The organism is Affinirhizobium straminoryzae, assembly GCF_007004135.1.
In the GTDB taxonomy this organism is placed as follows: Bacteria; Pseudomonadota; Alphaproteobacteria; order Rhizobiales; family Rhizobiaceae; genus Neorhizobium; species Neorhizobium straminoryzae.
The window spans coordinates 15,251-39,817 of the sequence record NZ_VJMG01000036.1 but is presented as its reverse complement, the minus strand read 5'-3'; the positions used below and the strand labels follow the sequence as shown (position 1 = coordinate 39,817).

Here is a 24,567-nt window from a genome sequence, read left to right as displayed (position 1 = left end):
AGGTCGCCAAACTTTGAGCCCGTCGTTCGGTGCGCATGATGCGCACCGGCCGCCCGGCTAAGCGCCGGACGAAACCCATGCTCAGTAGTAGGGAATGCGCCGCTGTTGGCCGTTGATGGCGAACTGCATATATCCTGCAGGCGTTGTCGGCAGGACGCCGGCTCCGCCTGGACCAGGTGCTGCTGTCGTGACCGCCTGATTGCGTAGCTCGATAATGTTGCCGAGCCGCAATCCCATCCCGGTGCCGTCCTTGTCAGAGATATCCAGACCGAAGTTGCCATACTGGGATAGCCGCATGACGTTGGCGGCCGTCGGATCTCCAAACCATAGTTCGCGAATGAATTTCAGGATGGCGCGATCCGGATCCCCGCCACCGTATGGCTGTACGAAGTCGATCGTCGGAGCGGCGTCACCGAGTGAATATCCACTCTTGGGAATACGGAAGGCGCTTGCCTTGACCTCACCTGCGGCGACATTGCGATAAACCTTGGTGCCGAAGGTTTCCAGGATGCCCAACTCCCCGTGCAACAACTGCGCCACAAAGCGGTTTGCCGGTTCGAGCGGGTGCGTGCCGTCGGTGATCCAGCCGAGGCGGACAAGTTCGGTGTAGTTGCGGCAGGCACGGTAGCCGTCGAAATAGGCGGCATAATTGGCCATCGCGTTGTCACGCCAGATCTTCTGGATCGCCAGCTGGGACGCTTCGGAGGTCACGTCGGGCAGAGAGCCGATTACCAGCAGGGAGCAGGCCGGCAGGCTGGCGAAACGGCTGAAAGTCGCCGGGATATTGACCGCAGCGTTCTCTTCCTTCGCCTGGATGAACATGAGCTTGCAGTTAAACTCGGCCATCAGATACGCGAAAATCGCGTTCGAGGAATAGTTGTTGTTGCTGAGAATGCTGCCGCCGCGGCCAAAGCCCAGCGGGACGATACCGTGCGAGCGAAAACCGCCACAAAATCCACTGAGGACGACGACTTGCCCGCTCGCGGTGATCACCATCTTGTACTTGACGCTGGCTGACACGTTCCATTGGACTTTTGCGCCGCCCAGCGCGCTGTCCGCCAGATTGATCGTCTGCGTGTCGATCACCGCATTGGTATCGCGATTGATCAACTGGACAGTCGCGGTGCCCATCCCAGGCCCCTTCGCGAAGTAGGCACGCATGGTGGCAAATCCGTTTTGCTGCCCCATGTCGATGGTCATTGTCGCTGCATCAAACAGCGTCAGATGTCCGCCGGAAGGAAGGTACGTGAAGTCCGCCTTGCCACCGGCGCCGTCGTTTGCGTACCAATCCACCACCGCGCTGCCGCTGTTAAAATAGGACCCCGTAAAGGTCGCTGGCGATGGGCCGGGGATTGAAAAGGAGGTGCCGCCGATCACGGCGCCCTGCGGGATCGCCTGGAAGATCTGCTGGACGAAAGACGCCCAGACATGGGGCGAGACGCTGTCGCCGTAGTAGCCAATCCCGATGAAGCCAGAGGGGGAAGCTCCCGGCGAAATGCCCGGATTGTAGGTGTAGAGGGCGTTATAGAAATCCCTCAGATTATGCTTGCCCTCAAGCAGTGATACGCCTTCCAGCCGGGATGCCACCGTCGTCCTTTGCCGCTCGTAGCCGATCATGCCGGCGCCCAGCGCCGTGCTGGACTGGCTGGCGAGATCGGCCAGCGCGGCGCCCTGGTAGATCTGCCAGCGAGGCGCGGCGAGATCCGTCGCAAAGGTGCCGGCCGTGTGCGCCACCGTGCAGATATACTGCACGCCGCCCTGCATCACGGTATCGCGCACCGCGTATGCGGTGCCTGTAGTCCAGGCGCCGCGATAATTGGTGATGATCGCTGTCGCGGCCTCGATGCGATCCTCGGTCGCCTCGATGGCCGTGCGATGCGCAAGCGCCTCGGAGGCGGCCGCCTGTGCCACGATCCGATCGGCATCCGCTGCCGCCGCCGCCGCCTCGGCCGCCGCCTGTCCGGTATCCGATGGCAGATCGGCAACGCGCACCCAGGCGCCTGACTGGCGCTCATAGATGCCACGGTCGGCGCCGACGAGGGCTATACCCGTCTGCCCGTTGGAGGCGCCGGTGACGGCATTCAGCGCGGCGTAGGAAACGCGGGCGTAATCCGCAGCCGAGACCAGCGCGATTGCGTTGAGTGCGGAGGCAATCGCGCCACTGCCGGCCAACTGCATGGCGAGATCCTGGATCGCCTGCAGGCCGGTCGAATTAGCCCTGTTGACGATGACTTCGTCGCTCATCGCAACGCGGTTCAGGTTGGTTGTTCTGGGGCCGTCTGCCATGGTTACCTCAGCGGATGTTAACGGTGAATGGACCCGACAAAGGCCCCGGAAGGCCGTCGGAGTTTTGGGGCTCAAGCCAGATGTGATGGCTGCCCTGGGCGAGACAGGTCGCGGTTTCGAGATAGGCGACGACATTGTCGATCGATCCGTCGAAGGTGCTGCTCGCCAGGAACGACAGCGTATCGTTGCCGGCGGTCGCCTGGATGCGATCCGCGAAGATCCCGTTGCTCGATTGGCTCGTGCCTGCGCGGGTGGAAACACCCGTCAGCCTGGGCGTCACCGTTCCGGCCGTGATGTCCGCCAGCAGCGCCGAGATGCGGTAGTATTTGCCGCTGACGGCTGCGAGCGGCTGACTGATCGCATCGGCTGTACCGGGCGTATGGCTTGCCTTGCCGTCAGCAATTGTCCAGCCCGCTGCAAGCGTCCATGTGCCGCTGTTGTCCATGCTGCCGTTGGTGAGCAGGTTTTCGCGCGTGGCGTCGCCGATCGGCTGCGAATAGGAACGCGACGGCACGACCTGGATCGGGCTGCCGACCGCATCTGTTGCCCGGTTAAGGATGGCGGAGGTGGAGCGGTAGATCTGCACCTGCGTCGTTGCGGTATCGTCCGAGGTCGACCACTGCACCACGGCGCCCCCGAGCAGCGGCCCGATCGAGATCATGCCGGCGTCGAGGGCGCCGGGTGCGGCCGCATCGCCATCACCCACCGTCACGCTGACCACGGCCGTATAGGCGCCGACCGTGCCATCCTGTGCAATTGCGGCCGCGCGAAGCTGCACCACATTCCCGGTGGCATAGCCGGTTATTGTCGCCCCGCCGTTGGATGCCGGGATGTCGATCGGCGTCCAGGTGCTGGCGCCCGACAGCCGATGCTGTAGGCGATAGCTCGCCGTGATCACGGAGCCGGTGCCAGGCGTGATCAAAAGCGTGATCGCGCCAACCTGGCCCGTGCCGCTGAAGCCGGTCGCAATCGAGGTAATGCGCGGCGTCGGCGGCACGGCCGAACCAAGATCGATTTCCGAACCGACGCGACCGTTCCAGGCCGGCGGCACCTCCTCGTCGGTCAGTTCGTCGATGATCGGGGCTGCATCCACCATCCGGTAATGCACCGACATGTTCTCTCCAGCTTCCGCGTCGAGAATAACGACGGGAAAGCTCTCGCTGGTCGATCGCCCGAAATGCACGATGTCGCCTACATCAGGCATGTCGCCACCTTCGTTCAGCAGCAGCAACCGCGTCTCGCCGGGGGACGTCGTGACGGTTCGCACGACGGACGTGCCGATCGTGTCCTCGGCATCGCCGAACACGCGAAACCGCACGGCATAGGTGACGCCGGCATCCATGGTGACCGCGTCCGAAAGCTCGATCAGCCTCCCCTCGACTGAGCGGACGCGTGCGGTTGCCTGGGTGCGATCCAGGATGTCCATCGACAGCATGACGAGGTCACCGCGCGTTGCCACCCGCACCGGGCTGTCCTGCGAGGCCTCGTAAATGTCCGGGCGATAGAGTGCCTCGTACATGCGCCGGCGGGCCTCGCGCCAGATCTCGGCGGGGTCGGTCTTGCCCGGCAGGTCGAGCGCTTCCGTCAGCGTGATCGGCCCGCTATGGCCCGGCCAGGGCACGAGCCGTTCGGCCGGCTTGTAGTCATTGGTGGCGTCGAGAAATTTTACCCGGAAGCCATGCGGGGGCCGGATATAGGTGCGGGTGGCGCGCATGTTATAGGCGTTGCGCGGGTTGATGTGATCGACGACCAGCGTCTGCGGCCGGTCGATCACGACGCCCCAGCGCATGCCGTCATGCCGCTTGGTGGCACGGCCGGCGGCGGCAACCTGTCTCAGCACGTCGCCGATCGACAGGGACGGATCGTCGATGACCGCATCGAACTTGAGACCCTTGACCCGGCAGAAGTCATGCCAGTCGGCCAGCTGATCGAGATCGATGCCGGCATCACTGGCGGGGCGCGGGTTGGCGGGTGATTGCAGCACGTAGCGATAGATCGATGCCGGATTGCTGGTCGCCCGTTCGATCCAGGAGCCTGTCGTGTGGTCGTAGTCGAGGCAGATGCGCGAGGCCACGGCGCTGAAATTGTCCAGCTGTCCGTTCAGTTGATGGGTGGCCTTGATGCGCAGGCCGACCAGGGCCAAAGGCTTGCCGAAGGCGATCGGATATTCCGGGCGGATGGTCTGCAGCGCTGCCCAGGTGGTGCGTTGCTGAACCTTGATGTCGGTCGCCTCCGGCGTCAGCATGATGACGCGGATCTCCCATCGGCCGCGCGTGGGGAATGTCCAGCTGTGCTGGCGATAGAAGGCTTCCAGTGACCGCGCGGTGACATTGAGCGTCGTCACATCCGTCCAGGCGGCGCCATCGTCCGGCGTGACCAGCCGGTGCTGGATCTTCAGCGAGACGGTCGTGGCATTGGTGCCGCCCTTGTCGTTGCTGGCATAGAGGCCGGCCGGCCAGCCAAAGATGATCGAGGCGCCGGAGGCGTCCGCACCGGTGGTGCGCGTTACCGGCGTCTCTTTTGCCGCGCTGCCGCTGATGATCTCGCCGAGGTCGTCGCGCGGATAGGGGCGCGTCAGTTCGGCGCCGATGGTTTCCTCGGCCACCTGGCGGGGGAACAGCGAGATTGGCGGATCACTGGAAAGACCTTCGGTCGCCTCGGTCGAAATCTCGTCATATTCCGAGATTGACGTTTCGCCGATCTGCATGCCGCTGAGAGGGACACGCCCGTATCCGAAATTGAACAGCGAGCGGATATAGAGCCAGTTGCCGACGATCTCGCTATGCGACAGCGCGCCGAAGGGCGGTGCATAGCGGATCCTGCCCAGCACGACCGGGACTGCGCCTTCACGGTCGAGGCGGTTGCGCCAGCCGCTGATCGCATAGCGGTTCTCGCGTTCCTGCGTTTGCGGCTTTTCCGGCGGGATGAGCGCGTTGATCAGGAGATTGCCGAGGACGGAAACGCCTATGCCGATCAGGCCGGACACCACCGAAAACCCGATGGTGCCGCTGACAAAGCCGAGGCTGGCCGCCCAGAACTGGCCGAGCGCGATGGCCGCAATCGAGACGACGATCTGCAGGATCGAGCGGAGCGCGTTCTTGCCGGGAATGACACGGATGATGACGCGCACGCCGGCATGCGGATAGGCCCGGTGCCAGATCGCCGGCGGCACGATCTGGACGCCGCGATCGTTGACCAGCGCCACGCGGATATATTCGCGGCCGATGGCCCGATCGGGCAGTACCTGGTCGACGATCTCGGCGATCGTCATGCCTTCGGGAAACTCTGCCGTGATGCGACCATGACCGGGATCGAGCGCCGGCGCGGCGAGGACGGAAACGAGGCCCTTCCGCTTACTCATCGAACTGCCCTCGAAACCCGTTCGATGTGCCTGTAAACGCCCGTCAAACGATGGCGCCACGGATGCGCCAGATAGCTCTCGACCTTGGCGCAATCCTCGCCGGCCGCATGTAGCATGAGGCCGTGCTGCACGACGATGCCGACATGGCTGTCGAGACGGCCGCGCCGGAAGACGGCGAGATCGAAGGGTTCGACCGGTCCGGTAACCGGCAGCCAGACCGGCGACGCCTTGGCATCGGCAACGAGCGCCGCAATCTCGGCATGTTCATCGACGGACGTGTAACCGAGGTAATCCGGAAGGCTGATCTGCAATTCCTCGCGATAGACGAGGCAGGCCAGCCCCCAGCAGTCGCAGCCGGAGCGGTCGCGGCCGAAGGCGGCAAACGGCAATCCGACGAAACGGTTCGTCCAATCGGTCATAGGTAAAGCCCCGGAAACCCGTCGCGGCTCATGCGGCCGCCCGGAAAATATTCGTTTTCGATTTCTTCGCGCGTGATCGACAGCTTGATCTCGCCGGCATCGATCTCGGCCGAGATGATTTCGAGGTCGGTGTATTCAAGCTCGATGAGGTTCGGCGACGAGGCCAGCACCACGGCCATGTGGATCGTTGCGATGTCGACAAAGGAGCGGACGAGGCGCGCCATGTCGGCATCCAGATTTTCGAGAATGAGCGTCGCCGAGGCCGGGGCGTCCTCCTGGTCGGATGGCAGCACCGTCGAGGCGACGACCCAGAGGAATGGTTCCGTGACAGGATTGGCGCCGCGCCAGGTGGAACGGGTGCCGTAATAGAGCGGATCGTCGGAGAGACGTTCGGTGTTGTCGGTGGACAGCCGGATCGGCTGGGTCAGTTGCGGATGGTTGATCTCGAACAGCACGACATAAAGCTCGGCCGTGGCTTCCGCATCCTGGGCAAGGCGGGCGTTCAGCGAAACGCGTCTCATGGCATCACCTCGACCGTGAAGGTCTTGCGGAAGTCGATCCCGACAATGGTTTCCGTGGGCAACTGGTCGCCGAAGGTGCATAGCCACATCGCCGCGATCAGCATCGGCTGGTCGTCACTGGTCAGCAGCAGCGAGCCGCCACTTGTGCGCAGCGCCCAGCCGTCCGTCGTCGGGTCCGGCATGCGAAACAGCAGCGAGCCCTTCTTCGTGTCATGTTCGAAGAAATTGTCGAACCGTGCCCGCTGATCGGCATCGAGCAGCACGGAGAGGGTGACAACCTTGGCAACGTTGGAGAAGCGGCGGCGGTAGCCGGCCGGTCCCGCGTCGGAGGCGCGGCGCAGCCGTGCCTCCTGCAGCAGCGACGACCAGGTGGCGCGTTCGGGCTTGGGCAGTTCGGCCGGCCAGGTGGCAATCGTCATCGGGCCACCCTCTGTGGCTTCACGCCGAACTCGGTCTGCAGCGAACGCCGCAGCGGGTTGCCACGCTGGGCCACGGCGGCCGAGGTGATCTGTCCGACCTGGATCACGGTCTGCCGGCGGCCCTGCGGGTCGGTCCGCTCCTCTGCCTGCACCTGGTCGCGGCCGTAATTGTGGATGACGATCGAGGAGCCACGATCGCTGGAACCGGACGAATAGGGATCAGCGGTGCGGGTGTTGCTGTTGGCGCTGGCATAGACCGGGGCGATCGAGCCGACATAGCCGCCGGTGTCGAAGCCGGTCTTCCCGCCGCCGCGCGCCATGCGCCGCAACGCATCAAGATTGTGGACGCCGATCGCGGCTGTAGACGCGGCATCGAAGACATATTCCTTCTCGTGCACGAGGCCGGCAACGCGTGCGGGATCGGAACCACCGGTCGCCCCGCCGCTGGAATACCCCCTGACCAGGAAGGAGCCGAGCGTGGTGTTGGCGGCCCAGGCCGAACTGGTCGGCGCGACGCCGCCGAACAGCCGGCCGATCCCGCCGAGCAGCGACGACCAGAAGCCGCCGCCAGCCGAGGCGCCGCCATTCGCTGCAATATTCCCGATCTGGCCAAGGCCTGTTGCGAGTTGCCCGAGCCCATTGCCGAAGACGCCGAGATTTTGCGTCGCCGCGCCTGAGGTGCCGGCAAGCGAGGCAAGGGACGATGCGGCTTCCGTTGCCCGGCGGATCTGCAGTTCGGACGCATTGATCCAGCTGGTCGTCACCGAATCCTGCTGATTGCCCGACAGCATCTGGAACTGCTGCTGACCGCCGAACAGGCGGCTGGCACCGGTGGCAAAGCCGACATGCCCGCCGGTGCTGCCAGCGTCGAGACCGCGCGTCTGCAGCAGGATGTCGCCCCGCATCAGCTGGGACGGATCGATCGCGCGGCCCCAGTTCTGGAAGGCATTCGCGGTCAGTGATCCCGTGCCGTCGATGCCGACCTGCTTGAGGGCCGAGTTGACGAAGCCGGCACACCAGGCCGTCGTCGCGGCATCGATGTCGACGCCGCCGGCGCGCAGGAAGGAATTGATATCGGTGCGCTGGCTGAGTTCGTTGGCGCCGATCAGGCCCATGGCCTTGTCAACCGCGCTCGATGCCAGCCCGCCGGCAACATTGCTGTTGGCTGCCCCGCCGATCAGGCTGCCGACGCCACCGAGCCCGGAGCCGAGGCCGCCATTGATGACGACGGTGCCTGCCATGACCGACATGGAGCCGACGCTGCGGCCCATGGCATTGGAGACGATGGCGCTCGGATCTGCAGGCGTCGCGCCGCCGAACAGGCGACCGATGATCCCGCCGATGCCGCCAACATCCGAGAGCGTGCCTTTGTCTGTCCGGAGCAGGGCATTCTTCAGCGGCGTCTTGATGCCGATATCGATCAGCGTCCCGGAAATATCCTTGGCGATGCCTTCGAGCGCGCCGGAGATGTCGCCGCTCGAAAGCCCGTCTACGATCCCGTCAATGGCGTTTTCGGCGCTGCCCTGCACCTTACCCCAGGCATCGGCCTGCTTTTCGATCTGCCGGTTCATCACCGCCATGGCATCCGCCTCGGCGCGGATCTGCGCTGCAAGGCCACTGTTTGATGCAAGACCGCGCCGGCGGATTTCCTGTTCGGCTTCCAAGAGGGCGATCGAGCGTTCCCGCACAGTGTCGTTTGCGCCGATCAGCGACTGTTCGACACGCAGCTTTTCCATGCGCTCGTTCTGGCCGCGCAGGTATTCCTGTGCGGACGCCAGCTTCTCCTGCTCGGCAAGACCGGCATATCCGGCGCGGAGATCAGCGATCTGCTGGTTGAGCCGCTGTTTCGCATCCCCTTCTGCTACGGCCGCTGCGGCAATCAGGGGCCGTAGCGTCAGTTCTTCCTGGAGCATCCGGTTCGCGTCGGCGGTTGTGATGGAGCCGGCATTCACGAGTCCATTCAGCCGAATGCGGGTTTCCAGTTCCGTCCGCATATCCTGTGCTTGGGTACGCGCATTGCCGATCGTTTCCGCGATCACGCGGTTGCGCGCCCGCGCCGCCTCGATCTCGATCGATGTTGCCGCATTCTCCTCGCCGGCCATCTCCAGGCGGGTGCGCCGCGCCTCAAGGTCGGCCCGCACCAACGGATTGCGTTCGGTCTGGATCTGGATGTCCAGTCGGTCCAGTTCGGCCAGGCGCTGCTGCCGGTTGACGAGACTGTCCAGCACCCGCTGCTTGGCCTCGAGCGTTGCGGTGCGTTCGTCCTCGTTGATGCCCGTGAGGCCGGCGCCGCTCTGAAGCGTGGCGATTTCGTTCTGCAGGGCCTGGATACGGCGGCGATCGGAACCGGCGCCGGACGTGTCGATCACGGATGTCACGGCACGGCTGCGGGCGATCTCTTCCGCCTGACGCCGGCGGGCGGCTTCCTGTGCGTCGCGCTGCCGGATTTGCTCTTCCAGTTCCTGCACGCGTGTCGCGGCGCGCGCCTGCAGCATGCCGCTGGGTGACAGGAGGCTGAGGACGCCGGACGGACCGGACTGCAGTTGCGCCAGGGCCTTTCGTGCTTCGGCGAGCTGCTCGTCAAGGGAGGGACCGGAAAGGGCGCGATCGACTGTTCGGCCGAGCGCGTCATAGGCATTGCCGGCAGCCGTCGAGACGGTCGACCACGCCCGGCCGAGCGCTGTCGTCGCCTCTGTCGCGCTGGCTAGGCGCTGCGGCAGGGCGTCGAGCAGCACCGCCTGTGCCTCCGAGGCCCGGTTCTGCTGGGCAAGGTTCGTCGCCTGGCGTGCGGTTGCCGCGCTGATCAGGCCGTATTGCTGGTAGAGCGTCTGGGCGGCCCTGGCCGGGTCGGCGAACATTTCTGCCAGCGCATCGCCGGCCGAGGCTGCATCGAGACCGATGGTCGCGCCAAAGTCCTTGCTGATGGCGATCAGCTTCTCGAAGTTTTCCGACCCGATGCGGCCGGTGCGCAGAAAGCCCGCTTCCATCGAGCGTGCGGCCGACACCGAGATCCCGGCGGCAGATGCCCCGGCGTGCGCCGAGGCTTCCATCTCGGCCGAGGTGCCCGCGACCGCCAGGCCAAGGCCCTTGGCGGCCGTTTCCACCTCTTTTGTCGACTGCAGATAGCTCGACCAGGCAGTGGCGCCTGTCACGGCAACAGCGGCGAGGCCGGCAATGCTGACCGTCAGTGGGGTGATGAGCCGGGCGGCTCCGGATGCGATACTGCCCAGATCCTTTAGGGCTGCATTCACGCCGCCCTGGCCGGCATAGATCTGCGCTATCTGCGGTCCCTGCTGGGCAAGCACCATGCCGATCGGCATGCCGCCGGCCAGCGACTGGCCAACGTCGAAGGCCTGATAGGTGAGGTTCTGGCGTCGAAACTGGGCAGCCCCGTCGCTTCCTCCGAGCGCCCTGTTGCGGCCCTTGATCACATCGATCGAGGCCAGCGCTGCCTGACGCTGGCGCGAAATGGCTGCCGTCATCTCGTCGGTGGAGAGGACGCCCTGCGCGTGCAGCGTCCGGATCTCGGTCAGCTGCGTCTTGTACTGGCTGATGACGGCAAACAGCGGATTGTATTTCGCGCGCAACTCGTCCAGCGAGCGGCCCTGCATGGCAAGCGCCCCGGTCCATTCCCGGACATTCTGGTTTGCTGCCGGCGCGCCGAGACCCATCTGCGCGTTGATCAGCGCCTGCAGTCTCGACGTCGCGGTCTGCGCTTCGGTTCCTATCCCCGCGATCTCGGCCCTGGTGGCGCGCGCACCAGCCGGAACCTGGCTGGCGTCGAGCGTCACGACGGCCTGGAGTTTCAGCGGGGTGGTCATCGGTCAGTCATCTCCACTGTTGAGGATGGCAAGCGCTGCATCCTCCATCACGCGCAGATCGGCGAAGACCCGATCCGGATCCGGATAGCCGCGGCGGCGAAGCACGACGTCGCAGGCGGTGTAGTCGAGCCCCACCCAGACCATGGCGCCGAAGCCGACGCCGACACGCCATTGGGTGGCGCAGTCCAGGAAGGCGAGGAGGCTGTCCCAGTTGCAGGCCGCGACGGGTTCGTCGGCCTCCTCGTCTTCAGGAACCGGGGCGAGCCTGACGCCCATCAGTTCCAGTTCGCGTCGCGTCTCGGCCGTGATCGGGGTCGCCCGTTCGCGGTCGATGCGACCGGTGCGGATCAGGGCCCAGCTGCGGGCAGCGTCACGGAGTTTCCCAGGCGCGCCCCGCCTTCGGAGATCGCCGCGTCATAGGCCACGCGCAGCGCGCGCCGGATGCGCTCATGATCGAGCGCCATGTCGAGAGCCTCGGCGCTGAACGGGATCGGCTGGTCGGCCTCGTCGACCACGCCGCGCCAGTCGGTGATGAGCCGATGGAACATGCCGTCGTCGTGGGTTTCGAGCGCGGTTTCCAGGTCGCGGACGTGGTCGGAGGCGGCAACCTTGTCGTCGGCCGTGGCCATGGCTTCGATCGCCTCGAGCAGCTTCTTTGCGAGCTGATCGCGTTCCTCGGCATAGCCGCGCATCTCGGCCTTGCCGACAATCAGGAAGCGGGCTTCGAAGCCAAATTCGGTAAAGGCGCCCGGCTGGTCGGGATCGGGCTGCAGCACGGTGACGGGCCACCAGGCGGCGAGGCGTGAAACGAGCTTGAACATGTTTTGAAGACCCTTCGAGACCTGTTTGAAAAACCTATTTGACGGTGATCGTGAACTCGTCATTGCCCGCTGTCGGCAGCAGCATCAGCGCCAGCTGATTGGTGACGATCTTCTGGTTCTCCTGATAGGAGGGCCGGCCGATCTGCACGCGGCCTGCGCCGAAGCCGACGATGTTGCCGGGCGTCACACCGTGCTGGCCGGCCAGCGCACCGGTTGTGTGGGCCTGGGCAAGCGCAAACCAGTTGATCGTCGCCAGTGCGGCAGCTTCGATCGTCGCGCTGCCGGTCATCATGCGGTCGACCTGCTTGATGCTCTCGTCATTGATCAGCAGGCGCGGCTGGATGTCATTGGCCAGATCGAACGAAAAGCTCTCCACCGCGCCTGTGTAGCCGTGCAGGCTGAACGACGTGTTGAGCTTGGAAACCGGGACGGGCTTGATGAACTTGGTCAGGTCACAGACCGGCATGGGCTGGTCGCTGATCGGACCGAGCAGTCCCGTGAACGTGAAGCTGAAGCGCGGGATCTGCGCCGGGGCGACGTTGAGGGTGAAGGTGCCTCGGGCGCCGGTGAGGATGTGGCGAATGCCGTCCATCACGTAGTAGATGGAGCATGCCTCCTGTCCCGAGGAAACAGGATTGTAGACGACCGAAACACCGGCCTGCACCGTCTCGGCGAGGCCACAGGCGCGCAGCAACGGCCCGTAGGCGGGCACTGTCCCGGCCGCACCCGCACCCGCGATCTCCACGTCGAATGACACGCGACCGTAATTGCCCGACAGGATCGCGCCCTGATGGCCCATGTAGGGAAACATCAGATCACGACTGACGTCCTGGCCGAGCAGCGGCTCCGCCCGAAAATTGTTGACCTGCATGGCGTTGGCCGCACCGGTCGGCACGGCATCGGTGCCATAGTTGGTTTCCAGCTTGACCAGGATCGCCTTGTTCCGCGCGTATTTCGACATCAGCTCTTCCTCTTGCCGGTGCTGCCGGCGTCGTTGGTTGCGGGCGTTTCCGAGGCCTCGGCCGTCGCAGCCTCAGTCCCGGCTGCGGTGTCCTGCACCAGCGCATCGGGGGGCTCGACGCGCACGAGGGTCCCGTCGTCATTGCGGCGGTAGGAACCGCCTGACTGCGGCAGGTCGTTCATGGGCGTTTCTCCAGCGTTCGGGTGGTCTTCCAGGTCTGTGCGTAGATCGTGGCGGCGGTGCCAAAGGCGCTGCTCTGGCCGGAGACCAGTTCGAACGGCTCTTCGGATGCGTCCCACTGCCAGCCGGCCAGCGCAGTCTCGATCTCGTCGCGGGTCTGTTCGTACTCGCTCGCCCGCTTGCCGCCCTTGGAATCGTCGTAGCGGCGGATCAGGAAGGCCACGATGATGTAGGCCTCGATCGACTGGCGGAAGCCGCCGGCGGCAAAGGCGTTCGGCTGTGCGAGATCACGGAAGGGCAGCACGAACACCGTCCGGTTCTTCGGCTGGGTGCCCTTCGACAGTGTCTCCAGATCCTCGGCCGGCAGAACGTCGGTGAGTGTCGTCTCGGCTTGCAGGCGGGCGATGACCGACGAGATCACGGGAAGCCTCCAAATCCGCCCCAGGCAGGTCGTTGCTTCACCAGGATGACGCGGCCGGCATCGTCGGCGGAAGGCTGCGCGCCGTCGCTCACTGGCAGGCTGACCAGCGATCGCGCCACATCCCGCAGGCCATCCATGGCGCTCTTCCAGTCGCGCACCACATGCTCCGGCGCGCCGTCCCGGTGCAGGTGATAGCGGGCGATCGAGACTGCCCAGGTGGTCACCAGGTCCGGGATGGTCGATAGCGGCAGCCTGTAGCGTGCGCCGATATAGCCGTTGATCTCGCTTTCGGCCGCTGCGATCGCGGAGGCGATCACGTCCTGGTCGGCCGCGCCGTCGCCATCGCGATCGGCCACCTGCAGGATCTCGTCTTCACCGGCGCGGGCCAGAAGATCCGCAAGTGTCGCATAGGCGGCCATCAGTCGCGCTCCCGCATGTCGATGATGCCCCTGGCGTCGAGGGACTGGATCAGGTCGTGTGGAACAGGCGCCGTGCTGTCAGGCATGAACTTGACGCCATTGATCCGCACCGGCCGCAGGATGGTGAGCAGGACGGTCTCGTCATCCTGGTCCACGGCAATGGTCTCCGGAGCGGATGCCGCGGAGCCGCCGGTTTCGGTTTCGGTGCTGGGTGGCGTGGCGGAATTTCGGGCCATGGGATTTGCCTTTCTGCGGAAGGGAACGGCGCGTGGCCGGCGGTGGAATGCCCGGCGGCCGAAGACGCCGGGCGAGGGGCATGTCGCGTCAGGCGACGACGTCTTCGAAGAGGTAGCCAAGCTCGGGCGAGGAGATGACTTCCTTGACGCTCTCGCCGGAGCGCACGCGGACTGAGCCCTTGAGGCCGATCTTCGGTTCGTCCATCGAACCCGAAACGCGGTCGCCATGCTGGGCAGTCCAGCCGTAGGTCGGCGTGGCGTCGATCGACGAGGCAAGCGGCGCCTTGTGGAACAGCAGCGCCTTGTCGCCCCAGGCACGCGACCGGCTGACCGGCTGGCCCTTCTTCGCGCGGTTTACCCAGCCTTCACCGACGATGATGTCGTCCAGTTCCAGCAGGTCGGCGACGGCACGCTTGTCGGCCAGGCCGTCGCCAGCACCGGAGACGGTCAGGGACCGCAGGACGGATGGATTGGTGCGCAGCGCCGTCCATTCGACACGCCCCAGCACCATGTTGTTCGGCCGCATGATCATGCTGTCGGCGGCTTCGGTGATCTGCACGATCGGCTTGCTGTCGGCGTGCGACCACTGGCTGGTGCCGGCCAGCGTTTCCTTGTTGCTGGCGCCGTACATCGCCGAATTGAAGACCTTGTTGGAGACGCGCACTTCGCGATCGAGCAGCACGAGGTCGATCAGCTTCTGCGCGGCAAAGGCACGCGGATCATAGCCGGCCGGCGCATTGTTGATGTCGTCGAGCGGGATGACGTCGTCGAGGCCGTAATCCTCGGTCTTGTCCTCGACGTCCTCGGCCTGGAATTCGACCTCGTTCGGGGCAGACTTGCGGCCAACCTTGGTATCGGGTGCGGTGATGAACTGGCCGAAGTCGAAGCGCCACCAGGTGAACTTCTTCTTCGGAAGGTTCGGCGTCAGGCGCGGCAGCACCTGGTCGGCGATCAGCGTGTTGTTCTTGTAGGCGATGATGATGCCGGTCAGCACCGGATCGATGGGGAACGGCGTGCCGCTCATGGAGGCTTTCCTTCAGAGGTTGCGGGCAATCAGCCCTGGATCCGGGAGGGAGTGACGAGGACGCGGGCGATGTCGCCCGAGACCGCGCCGATGGTCATGATGCCGCCGGTGCGGGCATTGACGCCGGCCGCCGGCGCGGCAGCCAAGCCCCTGCCGGCGGCGTCGGCGGTGAAGAAGGCGCCGAATGCGATCGTGCCGCCGATATCGAGTTCGGTTTCGCCGAGCAGGACGACGTCGACGCGGTCACCGATGACCGCCCCGCCGGGGCAGTCAGTCACGCCAAGGATGAGGTCGGTGGAGGCGGTTGCCAGCGCCACCTCGCCATCATTGGCGCCGGCTTTGACCTGCCGGCGATGCGGGATGGCGCTTGTGGCGAGGAAATTCTTGATCAGCTTCATGATGCTGCCCTTCGGTTAGCGGCGGCGCGTCAGGCGCATGCCAGCCTCGGCGGCCGACAGATGTTCGCCCCTGGCGCGTGCGGTCTCGATTTCGGTGGTGATGGCCGTCGCGACATGCGCCGGGTCGGAAAAGTCCGGACCGTCGCCGGTCGCCAGTTCGCCCTGGACGACCGGAAGCGGCAGGCGCTCGATCAGCTGGCGCAGCCCGTCACGGGGCGTAAGGCTGCGTTCCTCGCCGCCGTCCGCAAAGGACATGGTGTCGTCCGCGTCGAGATCGGCGAAGAGGGCGGTCGCGAGATCCTTCAGGCCGGCGGGCAGCCGGCCGGCTTCGACCATGGAGGCTACGAAGGTCGCGTCCTCGCCAGCGCGGATGCGTTTGCGGCTTTCCTGCTCGGTGCGCTGCTGGTCGGCGAACGTTGCCTCGCGGGCGGCAAGCTCGGCCTCCCGCCGCTTGATGTCGGCGAGCATCTCCTGGCTCATGTTGTTGTCCTCGTCGCTGTAGCTGGTGGTGGGGTCGCTGGCGTCGATCTCGTCGCGCAGCTGCTGGGCGGTCTCGGCGATCTGGTCGATCTGCCAGGCGGGCAGGATGCCGTCGGCAACGTCGATGCCCTTTTCGGCCACCACGAAGTCGCGGAACCCTCGAATGACCTTCGAAAGCAATTCAAAGCCCCAGGCGGCGCGGCCGATCGCCATGTCCTGGAATTCGAGAAGAGCCTCGTCGTCGCCGAACTCGACCGCCTTCAGTCCCTTGACGGCGGGTGCGGCCGCGCCAAGGAAACCGACATGGCGCAGGTAGTAGCGGCCGGGCGTCGGGTTGTTCGGATGGTCAGGCGCGAAGAAGGCGGCCGAGCGCTGGCGGAAACGGCCGGTGCGGACGAGGTCGGCGAACTGGCTTTCCAGATCCTCCGGTTCCACGACGAGGCGGCCGTCGCGGAAGGCGACGGACTTCACCCAGCCATAGGCGGGGTCATCCTGTTTCGGATGGCCGACGACGATCGGCGCATGCGAGAGCGCCGGATCGTAGCTTGAAGCGATGGCGGCAAGATCGTCATCCGAGAAGGCAAACGGCCTGCCTCGGCTGTCGGTGTGGGTGCCAGAACGGAAAATCTCGAACGGTTTCATGCCCGCCACACTGGATCAGCGTGGGCGGTCAAAACAGTCGCTAGGGTTTGTGGGACAGCCTCAGGGATACGTCGCGGGGCTGCCAAGTCTTAACGTGGGGGAGGCGAGGAGGGCAAGCATCGAATTTGAAGCCGTTTTGAAGCCCTTGGGCGCGCTTTCACCCTCGGGTGCGGGCCATGAGCCATCCGACAGGCTCACGCGCGTCTGTGGCGCCTCTATTCCGACCCGCCAGATGCGGCCAGCGCCTCCTCGAAATGGTCCTGGATGATCTCTTCAATCCGTGCCCGGTCCTCGTCGTTGATGCCGAGGAACCGGCGACGCGGGATGGTCACGCGCTTGACGCGGAAGGTCTGGCCTCCCATCGAGAAGACGAGGGCTGCTGCATTCTTCGGCACGATGTCACCACCCTCGTTGTGGATGCGGGCGTAGACCTCGTTCGAGCCGACAGCGACCGACGTGTCGGAGGCAAGCTGCCAGATGATCTGCGACAGGCTCCGCGTCTGGCCGGTGAGGATGCGCGGGCCTTTCTTGGTGAGCGCATAAAGCGGGTTCAGATCCTGCCAGCGCTGGCCGTCCGGATCGCGTTCGTCGCGAAAGCGGTCTCTGGTCGCCTCGGCTTCATATTGGCCGATGTTCTTCAGGACGGGCGCCAGGCTGCCGGCGGCATCCATGATGCGCTGCAGGCCCTGCTGAATCTCGAGGTCGTCGATCGTGATGGCGGCTGCGGTCATGATTGCATCGTCCTTGCTGTCGCTCTATCCTTGCCGGGCGCCGTGGTGGCTGTCCCGGTCACGATCCTTAAATCTCGGCGCAGGGACCATCCGGACCGGGAGGATGGCCCTTTTCATTGGGCGCGGTAGAGCAGGGCGCCTTTGCGATAGTTGCGGATGTAGCGCTCGTTCGTCTGGAAACCCGTCACGGCCACCCAGCCTCTCGCTGCCCATTCGAAGCGGATGAACAGCGACTTCTGGTCCGGCAGCGTATAGCGCTTCAGATAGGTCCGCTTCAGCACGACGCCGCTCGTCACGCTTGCCCAGTCGACCCAGATCTCGTGGGGATCGCGGATCGCGTCGGCCAGCAGGCGCATGTAGGGGCCACGGTCGGACTTGTTGGCCTTGCTGCCGACGATCGTTCCATCCGCCTCCCGCACATCGAACATCGCCTGCGACACGCTGATGATGCCGCCCGAGCGATCGCGGAAATATCCCGCCTCGCCGGGCAGAAGGTCGAACTCGTCGAGGAAGCCACGCACATAGTCCGCCTCTGGCAGTTCCTCCGGCATCAGGCGATCCCTGGCGACGGCGGTCGGTGGCGGCAGTGCCGGGAGAGTTGCGGGCGCATTCGGTTCGCTGAAGGCGGGCAAAGGCGCATGCAATTCCTTCGGCACGATGCCGCCCAGCCACTCCTTGCCGACATTGTAGTCCCAGCCTCGGTCGATGCCGCGATAGCGCAGTTCCGGCTCGCCGGTGCGACGGTCGAAGCCCTCATACGGGGTCAGGTCCGGCGCCTCATCCGGGCCGTCCTTGCCGAGCCGTGCCAGATCCCGCTTCGACAGCGCCTTGACGTCGCACCCGCAGCCCCAGCCGTTCGGCGGATACATCACGTTCCAGGCGGGATCGGTTGCGGCAAGCACCAGCCCGTTCCAGGCCAGATGCTGCAGGCGCGGATGTTCTGCGCCGGAATGCACATACTGCAGATAGGGGCGATAGCGCAGGACGTCCGGATCGGTCAGCTGCGCCCAGCGGCCGGCCATGTAGGAGGTGCGCATGTTGGTGGTGTAGATGATCCGGGCGCGCCAATCGCTGCGCTCCTCGTCGGAACCGCCGCGCCCTTTGAATGTCCAGCCGGTGCGCTCGACGATGGCGTCGAAATCCTTGCGGAATTCGTTGAAGCCGGTGCCTTCGATACGGGCCTTCTCGATCGCGGCGCGGAAATCCGAAAGCATGTCGTCGCGCGTGACGCCGGCAACAGTGAAGGCGCGCACCTGTCCCTGCCGCAGGACGTCGTCGTATTTCCGGGTCGGCAGGTTGACCTTGCCGCGCAGGAAGTCGATCGCCTCCTGGAACGGGAGCTTGTCAGCCATCGGCACTGACCCGACCTTCGAGGTCGGCGAGAACCGTGCCTTGCGCCATCAGCTGGGCCAGTTCGTCCACCGACAGATCCCCGGACAGCCGCGCCAGCCGTTCGATCAGATCCTCGTAGGACGTGGCATCGCTGAAGGCTCCCCGGATCTCTTCGATCATTGCGTCGATCACCGGCCGTCCCAGTTGCGCCATCTGGCTGGAGAGATCCGCGACGGTCTTTTCCGCCGGCGTCGCCTCTCGCACCGGATCGGCAAAGGCAAGACCGGCAGTCGGGTTGTCATCGGGCGATGGGGCTTCAGGCTCTGCCGGCGCCGTCGTCCGTTCGATCCAGTCGCCGCCATAGGTCTCGTTGATGTAATCCACCGAAGCCGGCTTGTAGCCCATCTGGTAGATTTTCTGGTCCCGGTCGACCTTGTCGCCGAGGTCTTCCGCCTCGGAGAAGTCGCGCCAGACTTCGGGCACGGCTTCGCCTGGATAATTGATCTCGACATACCAGCGCACGAGGCTTTGCTGGATCGTCTTGCAGACCAGGTCGGCATCCGCCTTGGCGATTGCCACACGGATCTCGTTGTGAATGTCGCCGAGCGAGCGGGCGCCGCGTTCGCCGGAATTGGTGGTGAGCGTCTCGCCGAGAACGGCTTCGCTCATCAGTTCGTCAAGATAGCGCGCCAGTTCCTCCGACTGACTGTTGCCGCCCTTGGCTTCCAGCAGCTCGACCTTGACGTTTTCCGGCACGATCAGGCTGTCGGACGCCTGCATGGCGACGAGCGCTTCCGCCAGCAGATCCTGCTTCGCCTTGTCATAGGCGCCCTGGTACTGGGCAAGGGTCGTGGGAGCGGCATGCTTGCGGGTGGCCTGCAGCCAGTTGGCCAGCACCTGCCGCTTGAACCAGGCCGGCCAGAACAGCACCGAGCCGAGGCCGACGCCATAGGGATCGTCATCGTCATCGTCGATCGAATGGCGATGCACGATGAACTTCCGGTCGGGCACGCTGACGCCGTCAACGGGCGCCGACCGCGTCAGCATCCGCAGGCCGCCATTCATGTCGAAGCGGAAGCGGTTCTGCTTCTTCACCTTGACGGCCGAAGGCGTCCAGACGTCGCCCTGCTGCGTCCAGACGATCTCGGCGACGGCAAAACCCTTCAGGATTGCACCCAGCAGGCCGCGCGTCAGCTGGTCAAAGTTGATGCTCCTGAGAAGCCGCTCGATGTCGGCCGCCACCTTTCTGTCATTGCGACGATCCGATGCGGCGATCACCTGCCATTCGCGGCTGATCACTTCCAGCTTGCGCTTCTGGAGGATGGCATGGGCATGCGGGTCGCGCCGGATCTCGTCATAGATCCGGTAGGCGCCGGCGCCGCCATGCGCCAGAAGCGTATCGTCGCTCGGCTGCAGCACGGTCTGAAACTGCGGAACGAAGGGATCGGAAGCATTGGTGGCGAGTTCGCCGGTCTGTGGAGCGGGCATCTCAATTCCTCAGGAAGCGCGACAGGTTGCCGAAAATGTTCTGGTTGATGAGGCCACCACGGAATTGCTCGAGCTTCGTCTGCCTCTCCTGGTCGCCGCCGGCCGTGCCGGCGCCGGTCGGCCCGCTCGCGCCGGATGCCGCTTCGATGGCAAGCGCCAGCGCCCAGAAATGGTCGGCGTGTCCATCGGGCGTGCGTTCGGCCGTGAAACGGATATTGCCGCTGGCGGTGACCTGCTTGGTCACCGAGCGCAGGTCGGCGCGGATGTACTTGTCGTAGGGGATGCGCAGCGTCCGGTCTTCCATGCGCGAGCGCACCGGATAGGCGAGCGCCTCCTTGACCTTGGCCGAGAAGGTGACGGGCTCCACGGCATAGGTGCCGAACTTCTTCTGCGCATCGTCCGCCCAGCCGATGCCAAGGCCGGTCGCGTCGATCGAGGTGCGATAGCAGCGCTCGATCCACGGCCACAACACCTTCTCCTGGTCGGGCTTGCTCATGTTGCGCAGCGCCTCGACATGGCGGGTGTAAAGGACGTCGCCGAGCTTCTCGACCACCCAGAGAACCGTCAGGTCCTTCTTGCGGCCGATGTCGATGCCCGCATAGAGCTGGCGGCCTTCCAAGGTACGCCAGTCAAAACCGGCCGGATATTCGCAATTGGCAATCAGGTCATATTCGAGGAAGGCCGTGTCGTCGTCGGCCGGCTGGCACATGTATTCCTGAAGGAAGCTTTCCTCGTCGGCGCAGCCGCTCTTCACCCAGTCGAAATAGTCCGCCTCCGTCATCTCCTGCCGTTCGTCGTCGTCCGGCAGGGACTGCTGAAGCTTGAACAGAAAGCCGTCGTTGAGTGCGTCGTCCAGCGTGACACGGTGCAGGCTGATCTTTTTCGGATTGCCGCCCTCCCGGTATTCCCGGACCAGCAGGTTGAAGAAGTTGTGTGAGCCGCGATGGGTGGAAATCACCTCCATCGAGCCGCCCCAGGTGATGCCGGGATAGGCGATCGACCAGAGTTTGCGCGGGTCCGGATGAAGCGCAAACTCGTCGAGGACACGGCCACCGCGCTTGCCCGCCTGCGCGTCCGGGTTCGAACTCATCGAATGGATACGCTTGTTATTGGCAAAGCGCAGCACATAGGCGCTGTGCTTGCCGTCCGGATCGAGCGCCACTTCGCCCATGTCGCGGGCGGCGAGGTCGAGATTGCCGGACCACAGCTTGCAGTCTTCCAGGAAAAGGCGCGCCTGGATGTCGTCGCGCGATGACACCCATTGATCATGCCGGGCCGAGGTAAGCGAGGTGCGCGAGACGGTGGCATAGGCCGTCGACCAGGACAGCCCGATCTGGCGGCCTTTCTCCATCAGCTTCAGGCGCGAATTGTCGGTGATCCACCGGCCCTGGTAGGGCAGGAAGATCGCCTCCCTGTTGGCCGGTATGATCGTCGCGCGGCCCATCAGATGATCCCCAGACGACGGTTGATCTCGTCCATGGTTTCCTGCGAGACGCCGGCCTTGCGCACCACGTTCGACACTTCGGCGACGGCCTTCTCCAGCTTTGCCCTGGCGATCGCCTCGGCCTTTTCGCGTAACTCGGCCGAATGGCGCTGCGCCATCACCGTGTCCTTGTAGGCGCGTGCCAGTTCCATGGCGCCCTTAGTGCCGATGCCGTCCTCATCGAGAAGTTCGTCCAGCAGCGTCTTCAGGAATTCGCCCAGCACCAGGTCGGCATTGCCGACTTCTTCCGGTGTCAGGCGTTCGGCGATGCCGGCGTAGATGTGCCGGCGCTCTTCCAGCTGCATGGTCCGCTTCGCAAGGCGCATGGACTTGCGATTGAAGGCCGAGCGGGAAATCGTCTCCAGCCCCTTGGCTTCCAGCCGGTCGTTCAGTTCGAAGAGGATGTCGGCCTGCGTGCGCTCGCGCTTGTTCAGTTCGGCGAGCGCCCAGTGCAGGTCGTCGCGCGCTTCTTCCGGCAGCAGGTCGAGGCTCGAAAGGCGTCCACGTCCGGCCATGGCTCAGACCCGCCCCGGACGCTGGACGCCGGCAATGGAGACATGCCCCGACAGATGCAGTTCGCCCCGTTCCGTAAGCCTGGCGATCTTGACCGTGCCCGCCGGGATCACGTCGACGGCCGCGAGATCGGCGAGGTACTGGAATTGCGCTTCCACCCATTCGCGCGGCTTGTCGATGAGCAGGAAGTCCAGCAGGAAGCGGCGGACGGCTTCCGAGGTCAGCGCCTTGTTGGGCTGTTTCATCAGTTCCTTCAGGATTGTGAGGCGCGCTTCTTCCTGAATGATCCTTTCGATGCTCATTTCTGGGCCTGCTCCAGCAAGAACTCTTGAAGTCGGCCGCTTGTCGCGGCGATGGGTTTGAGGCGTTCGTCCAGCGTGTCGAGGCGCCCGGAAATCTGTGCGAGCGCCAGTTCCAGCTTGTGGGCCGTCTCCCGGTCCGGCAGATGCTTGATCTCGCCTTCGAGCGCCTGGACGCGGCGGTCATGTTCGATGAGCTTGCCCTCGGCCTTTGTCAGACGCTCGTCGAGTTTCTTCTCGCCCGAGGACATGATGGTCCGGATGTGGGCGATCAGGTTGAAGATCGAAACGGCAAGCCCGACGAGGCCGCCGACCACGGCAAAATCAAAGGTCATCTGAGATAGGCTTCCCGTTCGGCGGCGGTCTGGCATTCCAGGCAACGCCGGGCGGAGGGATAGACGCGGCGCCGCGCCGGCGGGATCGTGGCGCCGCAGTCGATGCATTCCAGCGTGCCGATCTCCCGGAGCGCCTGGGTGGCCGCCTTGAGAGAGGCATCGCGTTCCTGGTCGGTGCGCGCCTGCGCCACTTCGCGGTCGAACTCACTCAGCATGGGCGCCTCCTGCCGTGGAGCGATTGGCGGCGACTTGTCGCGCCTTGCAGATGCGAAGGGAGGTACGGTCGCTTCCCCAGAGGCTTTGCACTTCTGCTGCGCCGAGATCCCGGTCGGGCAGGGGCACGGGGTCGGCGCACGGGATCTTTGCCTCGGGGGCAAGGTCGCGTTCCACCAGCACGGTTCTCACCACCGGTTCCGGCCTATCGCTTGTTGAGCAGGCGGACGCGATCGCGGCCAAGGCCGCAGGCGCCAGCATCCGGCAAAGCCGCATTCTCTTTCTCCAGCTGGATGGCGCGCGCCTCGACGGCCGCGATCTGGTCGCGGGCTGCGGCTTCCGCTGCCATGGTTTCTCTGAGGGTGTCGGCGATCCGCTTCTGTGTGGCGGCTTCGGACTTCTGGATCTCGGCCGTCCAGTGCGCGTCACGTTCGGCAATCGCGCCGGCGCGGGCGTCGTCGATCATGCCGTCGATCACGCGGAGCGTCAGCCAGCAGGAGAAGCCCGCCGCCGCCACGAGGGCTGCCGCGACGATCAGGGGCGTGGCGATCCTGGCGAGCAAGGCGAGGATCATCGTGCGTCCCCCGGCGTGTTGGCATCAGCGCTTGCGGCGCTGTCGGCCACCAGCATCTTGCCGGCCGTGCGGTAGTCCAGCGAGCCGAAGCCACGATGAATGCCGAGCAGGGCCGCGATCAGCATGACCATGGACGGCACGGCGATCGTGCCGAACTCGACCGACTGGCCGTTGATGGCGGCGCCGATCGACAGGATCAGGATGACCAGCCAGGCCATGATCGAGGAAAGCCAGAGCGCGCGCTTGGACGTGGAATAGCCGGGCTTGTGCATCGGCCTCATTCCCCTGCCAGCGCCGACCAGGTGTCGGGCGAAACGATGCCGGTCGGGACGATGCCCCGGCGCGCCTGGAAGGTCTTGACCGCCAGTTCCGTCGCCGGGCCGAAATCGCCATCCACGGCAACCTCTGCGCCCTGCTTGCGCAGGAAGAACTGCAGCCGCTCGACATTGCCGTCATTCATCAGCCCGCGATGCAGGACCGGAAACAGCCCGCGATCCGGCGTCCGGGTCTGGGCTGCCTGCAGCGCGGCGATGGCCGCCTTGGCGCGGGCAAGCTTTGCCTTGCGATCGTCCAGGCCGTTGCGTCCGCCATTGATGATGCGGGTAATTGCCAGCACATCGTCACGGTCGGCATAGCGGTTCAGGTTCTTGTCGACCCAGAAGTAGACCGCCGACCAGGGCACCCACTGGTCATCCAGCACCTGTTCCGGCTTCTCCTCGAAATCCGGCGTGCTGCCCGGAAGCTGGCGACGCAGCCAGCCGGTAAAGGCGCGGTAGTTGGCACGCCCCGTCAGCTGGATCGGGCCGCGTCCCTTGAAGCGCTTGCCGTCGCCCGGCCGGGTATTGCCGAGATCATCGCGCCCCTCATAGGCCGCGCCGCTCGCATATTCCTCGAAGGTCGAGAAGCTGTCGCTTTCATGCGCCAGCTGGGCGAGGAAATGCGCGACGCGGAGCGGCCGGTCAATCTCGTAGGTGTCCATCAGCGGCGGCAAAGCCAGCCGCAGGATAGAGGCGTTTACCTCCTGGCTGTTGCGCCGGTTGGACGGCACGGGGCCGGCAATCGCCAGGAAGGTCTGCAGGGTGAGCGCATGCGGGAGGCTGGCATCAGACATGAAAAAGCTCCGGTCGCCGGTGTGGCGGGTCGGAGCGAATGTCGCGTGCGCGGGGATTTCAAAACAGCCGCTACGGCTT

Annotated in this window: 27 protein-coding genes; all 27 read right to left on the bottom strand. The window is 65.0% G+C overall.

Features of this window, described 5'->3' with window-relative positions; translation table 11 throughout:
• Positions 1 to 81: 81 nt before the first annotated feature.
• Positions 82 to 2,286: a carbohydrate-binding protein gene (locus FNA46_RS13625; protein ID WP_143125754.1), complete on the bottom strand. Its 2,205-nt coding sequence runs from the start codon at positions 2,284 to 2,286 to the stop codon at positions 82 to 84.
• A 7-nt stretch (positions 2,287 to 2,293) separates the two neighbouring features.
• Positions 2,294 to 5,647 carry a TipJ family phage tail tip protein gene (locus tag FNA46_RS13620; protein WP_210245878.1) on the bottom strand — a complete coding sequence of 1,118 codons (3,354 nt, stop codon included), beginning with the start codon at positions 5,645 to 5,647 and terminating at the stop codon, positions 2,294 to 2,296.
• Complete coding sequence (locus tag FNA46_RS13615; protein ID WP_143125753.1) at positions 5,644 to 6,066, bottom strand: C40 family peptidase; 423 nt, start codon at positions 6,064 to 6,066, stop codon at positions 5,644 to 5,646. Before FNA46_RS13615 ends, FNA46_RS13620 begins: the two co-directional genes overlap by 4 nt.
• Positions 6,063 to 6,587 carry a hypothetical protein gene (locus tag FNA46_RS13610; protein WP_143125752.1) on the bottom strand — a complete coding sequence of 175 codons (525 nt, stop codon included), beginning with the start codon at positions 6,585 to 6,587 and terminating at the stop codon, positions 6,063 to 6,065. The genes FNA46_RS13615 and FNA46_RS13610 overlap by 4 nt, the downstream gene beginning before the upstream one ends.
• Complete coding sequence (locus FNA46_RS13605; RefSeq protein ID WP_143125751.1) at positions 6,584 to 7,006, bottom strand: hypothetical protein; 423 nt, start codon at positions 7,004 to 7,006, stop codon at positions 6,584 to 6,586. Before FNA46_RS13605 ends, FNA46_RS13610 begins: the two co-directional genes overlap by 4 nt.
• Positions 7,003 to 10,827 carry a phage tail length tape measure family protein gene (locus tag FNA46_RS13600; RefSeq protein ID WP_143125750.1) on the bottom strand — a complete coding sequence of 1,275 codons (3,825 nt, stop codon included), beginning with the start codon at positions 10,825 to 10,827 and terminating at the stop codon, positions 7,003 to 7,005. Before FNA46_RS13600 ends, FNA46_RS13605 begins: the two co-directional genes overlap by 4 nt.
• A gap of 3 nt (positions 10,828 to 10,830) precedes the next feature.
• Positions 10,831 to 11,103: a DUF1799 domain-containing protein gene (locus tag FNA46_RS13595; RefSeq protein WP_143125749.1), complete on the bottom strand. Its 273-nt coding sequence runs from the start codon at positions 11,101 to 11,103 to the stop codon at positions 10,831 to 10,833.
• Positions 11,104 to 11,174: 71 nt separating this feature from the next.
• The gene (locus FNA46_RS13590) at positions 11,175 to 11,648 is read right to left on the bottom strand and encodes a hypothetical protein (protein WP_143125748.1); all 474 of its coding nucleotides are present in this window, start codon (positions 11,646 to 11,648) and stop codon (positions 11,175 to 11,177) included.
• 34 nt (positions 11,649 to 11,682) lie between these two features.
• Positions 11,683 to 12,609: a phage tail tube protein gene (locus FNA46_RS13585; protein ID WP_143125747.1), complete on the bottom strand. Its 927-nt coding sequence runs from the start codon at positions 12,607 to 12,609 to the stop codon at positions 11,683 to 11,685.
• Positions 12,609 to 12,791: a hypothetical protein gene (locus tag FNA46_RS13580; RefSeq protein ID WP_143125746.1), complete on the bottom strand. Its 183-nt coding sequence runs from the start codon at positions 12,789 to 12,791 to the stop codon at positions 12,609 to 12,611. The genes FNA46_RS13585 and FNA46_RS13580 overlap by 1 nt, the downstream gene beginning before the upstream one ends.
• Positions 12,788 to 13,210: a phage tail terminator protein gene (locus FNA46_RS13575; RefSeq protein WP_143125745.1), complete on the bottom strand. Its 423-nt coding sequence runs from the start codon at positions 13,208 to 13,210 to the stop codon at positions 12,788 to 12,790. The genes FNA46_RS13580 and FNA46_RS13575 overlap by 4 nt, the downstream gene beginning before the upstream one ends.
• Positions 13,207 to 13,629 (bottom strand): gp436 family protein, encoded by a 423-nt coding sequence (locus tag FNA46_RS13570; RefSeq protein WP_143125744.1) that lies wholly within the window; start codon positions 13,627 to 13,629, stop codon positions 13,207 to 13,209. The genes FNA46_RS13575 and FNA46_RS13570 overlap by 4 nt, the downstream gene beginning before the upstream one ends.
• Positions 13,629 to 13,865, bottom strand: coding sequence for a hypothetical protein (locus FNA46_RS13565; protein WP_143125743.1), 237 nt, complete (start codon positions 13,863 to 13,865; stop codon positions 13,629 to 13,631). Before FNA46_RS13565 ends, FNA46_RS13570 begins: the two co-directional genes overlap by 1 nt.
• An 88-nt stretch (positions 13,866 to 13,953) precedes the next feature.
• Positions 13,954 to 14,889, bottom strand: a complete 936-nt coding sequence (locus FNA46_RS13560; RefSeq protein WP_143125742.1) for a major capsid protein — start codon at positions 14,887 to 14,889, stop codon at positions 13,954 to 13,956.
• Positions 14,890 to 14,918: 29 nt separating this feature from the next.
• Positions 14,919 to 15,287, bottom strand: coding sequence for a hypothetical protein (locus FNA46_RS13555; RefSeq protein WP_246103075.1), 369 nt, complete (start codon positions 15,285 to 15,287; stop codon positions 14,919 to 14,921).
• A gap of 15 nt (positions 15,288 to 15,302) precedes the next feature.
• Entirely contained in the window at positions 15,303 to 16,409 is a 1,107-nt protein-coding gene (locus tag FNA46_RS13550; RefSeq protein ID WP_143125740.1) for a peptidase, read from the bottom strand.
• Between the two features lie 215 nt (positions 16,410 to 16,624).
• Positions 16,625 to 17,140 carry a phage virion morphogenesis protein gene (locus FNA46_RS13545; protein ID WP_143125739.1) on the bottom strand — a complete coding sequence of 172 codons (516 nt, stop codon included), beginning with the start codon at positions 17,138 to 17,140 and terminating at the stop codon, positions 16,625 to 16,627.
• Between the two features lie 113 nt (positions 17,141 to 17,253).
• The gene (locus tag FNA46_RS13540) at positions 17,254 to 18,492 is read right to left on the bottom strand and encodes a PBECR2 nuclease fold domain-containing protein (RefSeq protein WP_143125738.1); all 1,239 of its coding nucleotides are present in this window, start codon (positions 18,490 to 18,492) and stop codon (positions 17,254 to 17,256) included.
• Positions 18,485 to 19,960, bottom strand: coding sequence for a DUF935 domain-containing protein (locus FNA46_RS13535; protein ID WP_143125737.1), 1,476 nt, complete (start codon positions 19,958 to 19,960; stop codon positions 18,485 to 18,487). Before FNA46_RS13535 ends, FNA46_RS13540 begins: the two co-directional genes overlap by 8 nt.
• A 1-nt stretch (position 19,961) precedes the next feature.
• Complete coding sequence (locus tag FNA46_RS13530) at positions 19,962 to 21,404, bottom strand: phage terminase large subunit family protein (RefSeq protein ID WP_143125736.1); 1,443 nt, start codon at positions 21,402 to 21,404, stop codon at positions 19,962 to 19,964.
• Positions 21,404 to 21,958, bottom strand: a complete 555-nt coding sequence (locus FNA46_RS13525) for a DUF3486 family protein (protein WP_143125735.1) — start codon at positions 21,956 to 21,958, stop codon at positions 21,404 to 21,406. The genes FNA46_RS13530 and FNA46_RS13525 overlap by 1 nt, the downstream gene beginning before the upstream one ends.
• A gap of 3 nt (positions 21,959 to 21,961) precedes the next feature.
• Complete coding sequence (locus FNA46_RS13520) at positions 21,962 to 22,258, bottom strand: hypothetical protein (RefSeq protein WP_143125734.1); 297 nt, start codon at positions 22,256 to 22,258, stop codon at positions 21,962 to 21,964.
• Positions 22,255 to 22,590 (bottom strand): DUF2730 family protein, encoded by a 336-nt coding sequence (locus FNA46_RS13515; protein WP_143125733.1) that lies wholly within the window; start codon positions 22,588 to 22,590, stop codon positions 22,255 to 22,257. The genes FNA46_RS13520 and FNA46_RS13515 overlap by 4 nt, the downstream gene beginning before the upstream one ends.
• Entirely contained in the window at positions 22,587 to 22,805 is a 219-nt protein-coding gene (locus FNA46_RS13510) for a TraR/DksA C4-type zinc finger protein (RefSeq protein ID WP_143125732.1), read from the bottom strand. Before FNA46_RS13510 ends, FNA46_RS13515 begins: the two co-directional genes overlap by 4 nt.
• Before the next feature lie 203 nt (positions 22,806 to 23,008).
• Positions 23,009 to 23,377, bottom strand: a complete 369-nt coding sequence (locus FNA46_RS13500; protein ID WP_143125730.1) for a hypothetical protein — start codon at positions 23,375 to 23,377, stop codon at positions 23,009 to 23,011.
• Positions 23,374 to 23,649 (bottom strand): NAD(P)+ transhydrogenase beta chain, encoded by a 276-nt coding sequence (locus FNA46_RS13495; RefSeq protein ID WP_185969850.1) that lies wholly within the window; start codon positions 23,647 to 23,649, stop codon positions 23,374 to 23,376. Before FNA46_RS13495 ends, FNA46_RS13500 begins: the two co-directional genes overlap by 4 nt.
• A 5-nt stretch (positions 23,650 to 23,654) precedes the next feature.
• Positions 23,655 to 24,488 carry a peptidoglycan-binding protein gene (locus tag FNA46_RS13490; protein ID WP_143125729.1) on the bottom strand — a complete coding sequence of 278 codons (834 nt, stop codon included), beginning with the start codon at positions 24,486 to 24,488 and terminating at the stop codon, positions 23,655 to 23,657.
• Between the last annotated feature and the right edge of the window lie 79 nt (positions 24,489 to 24,567).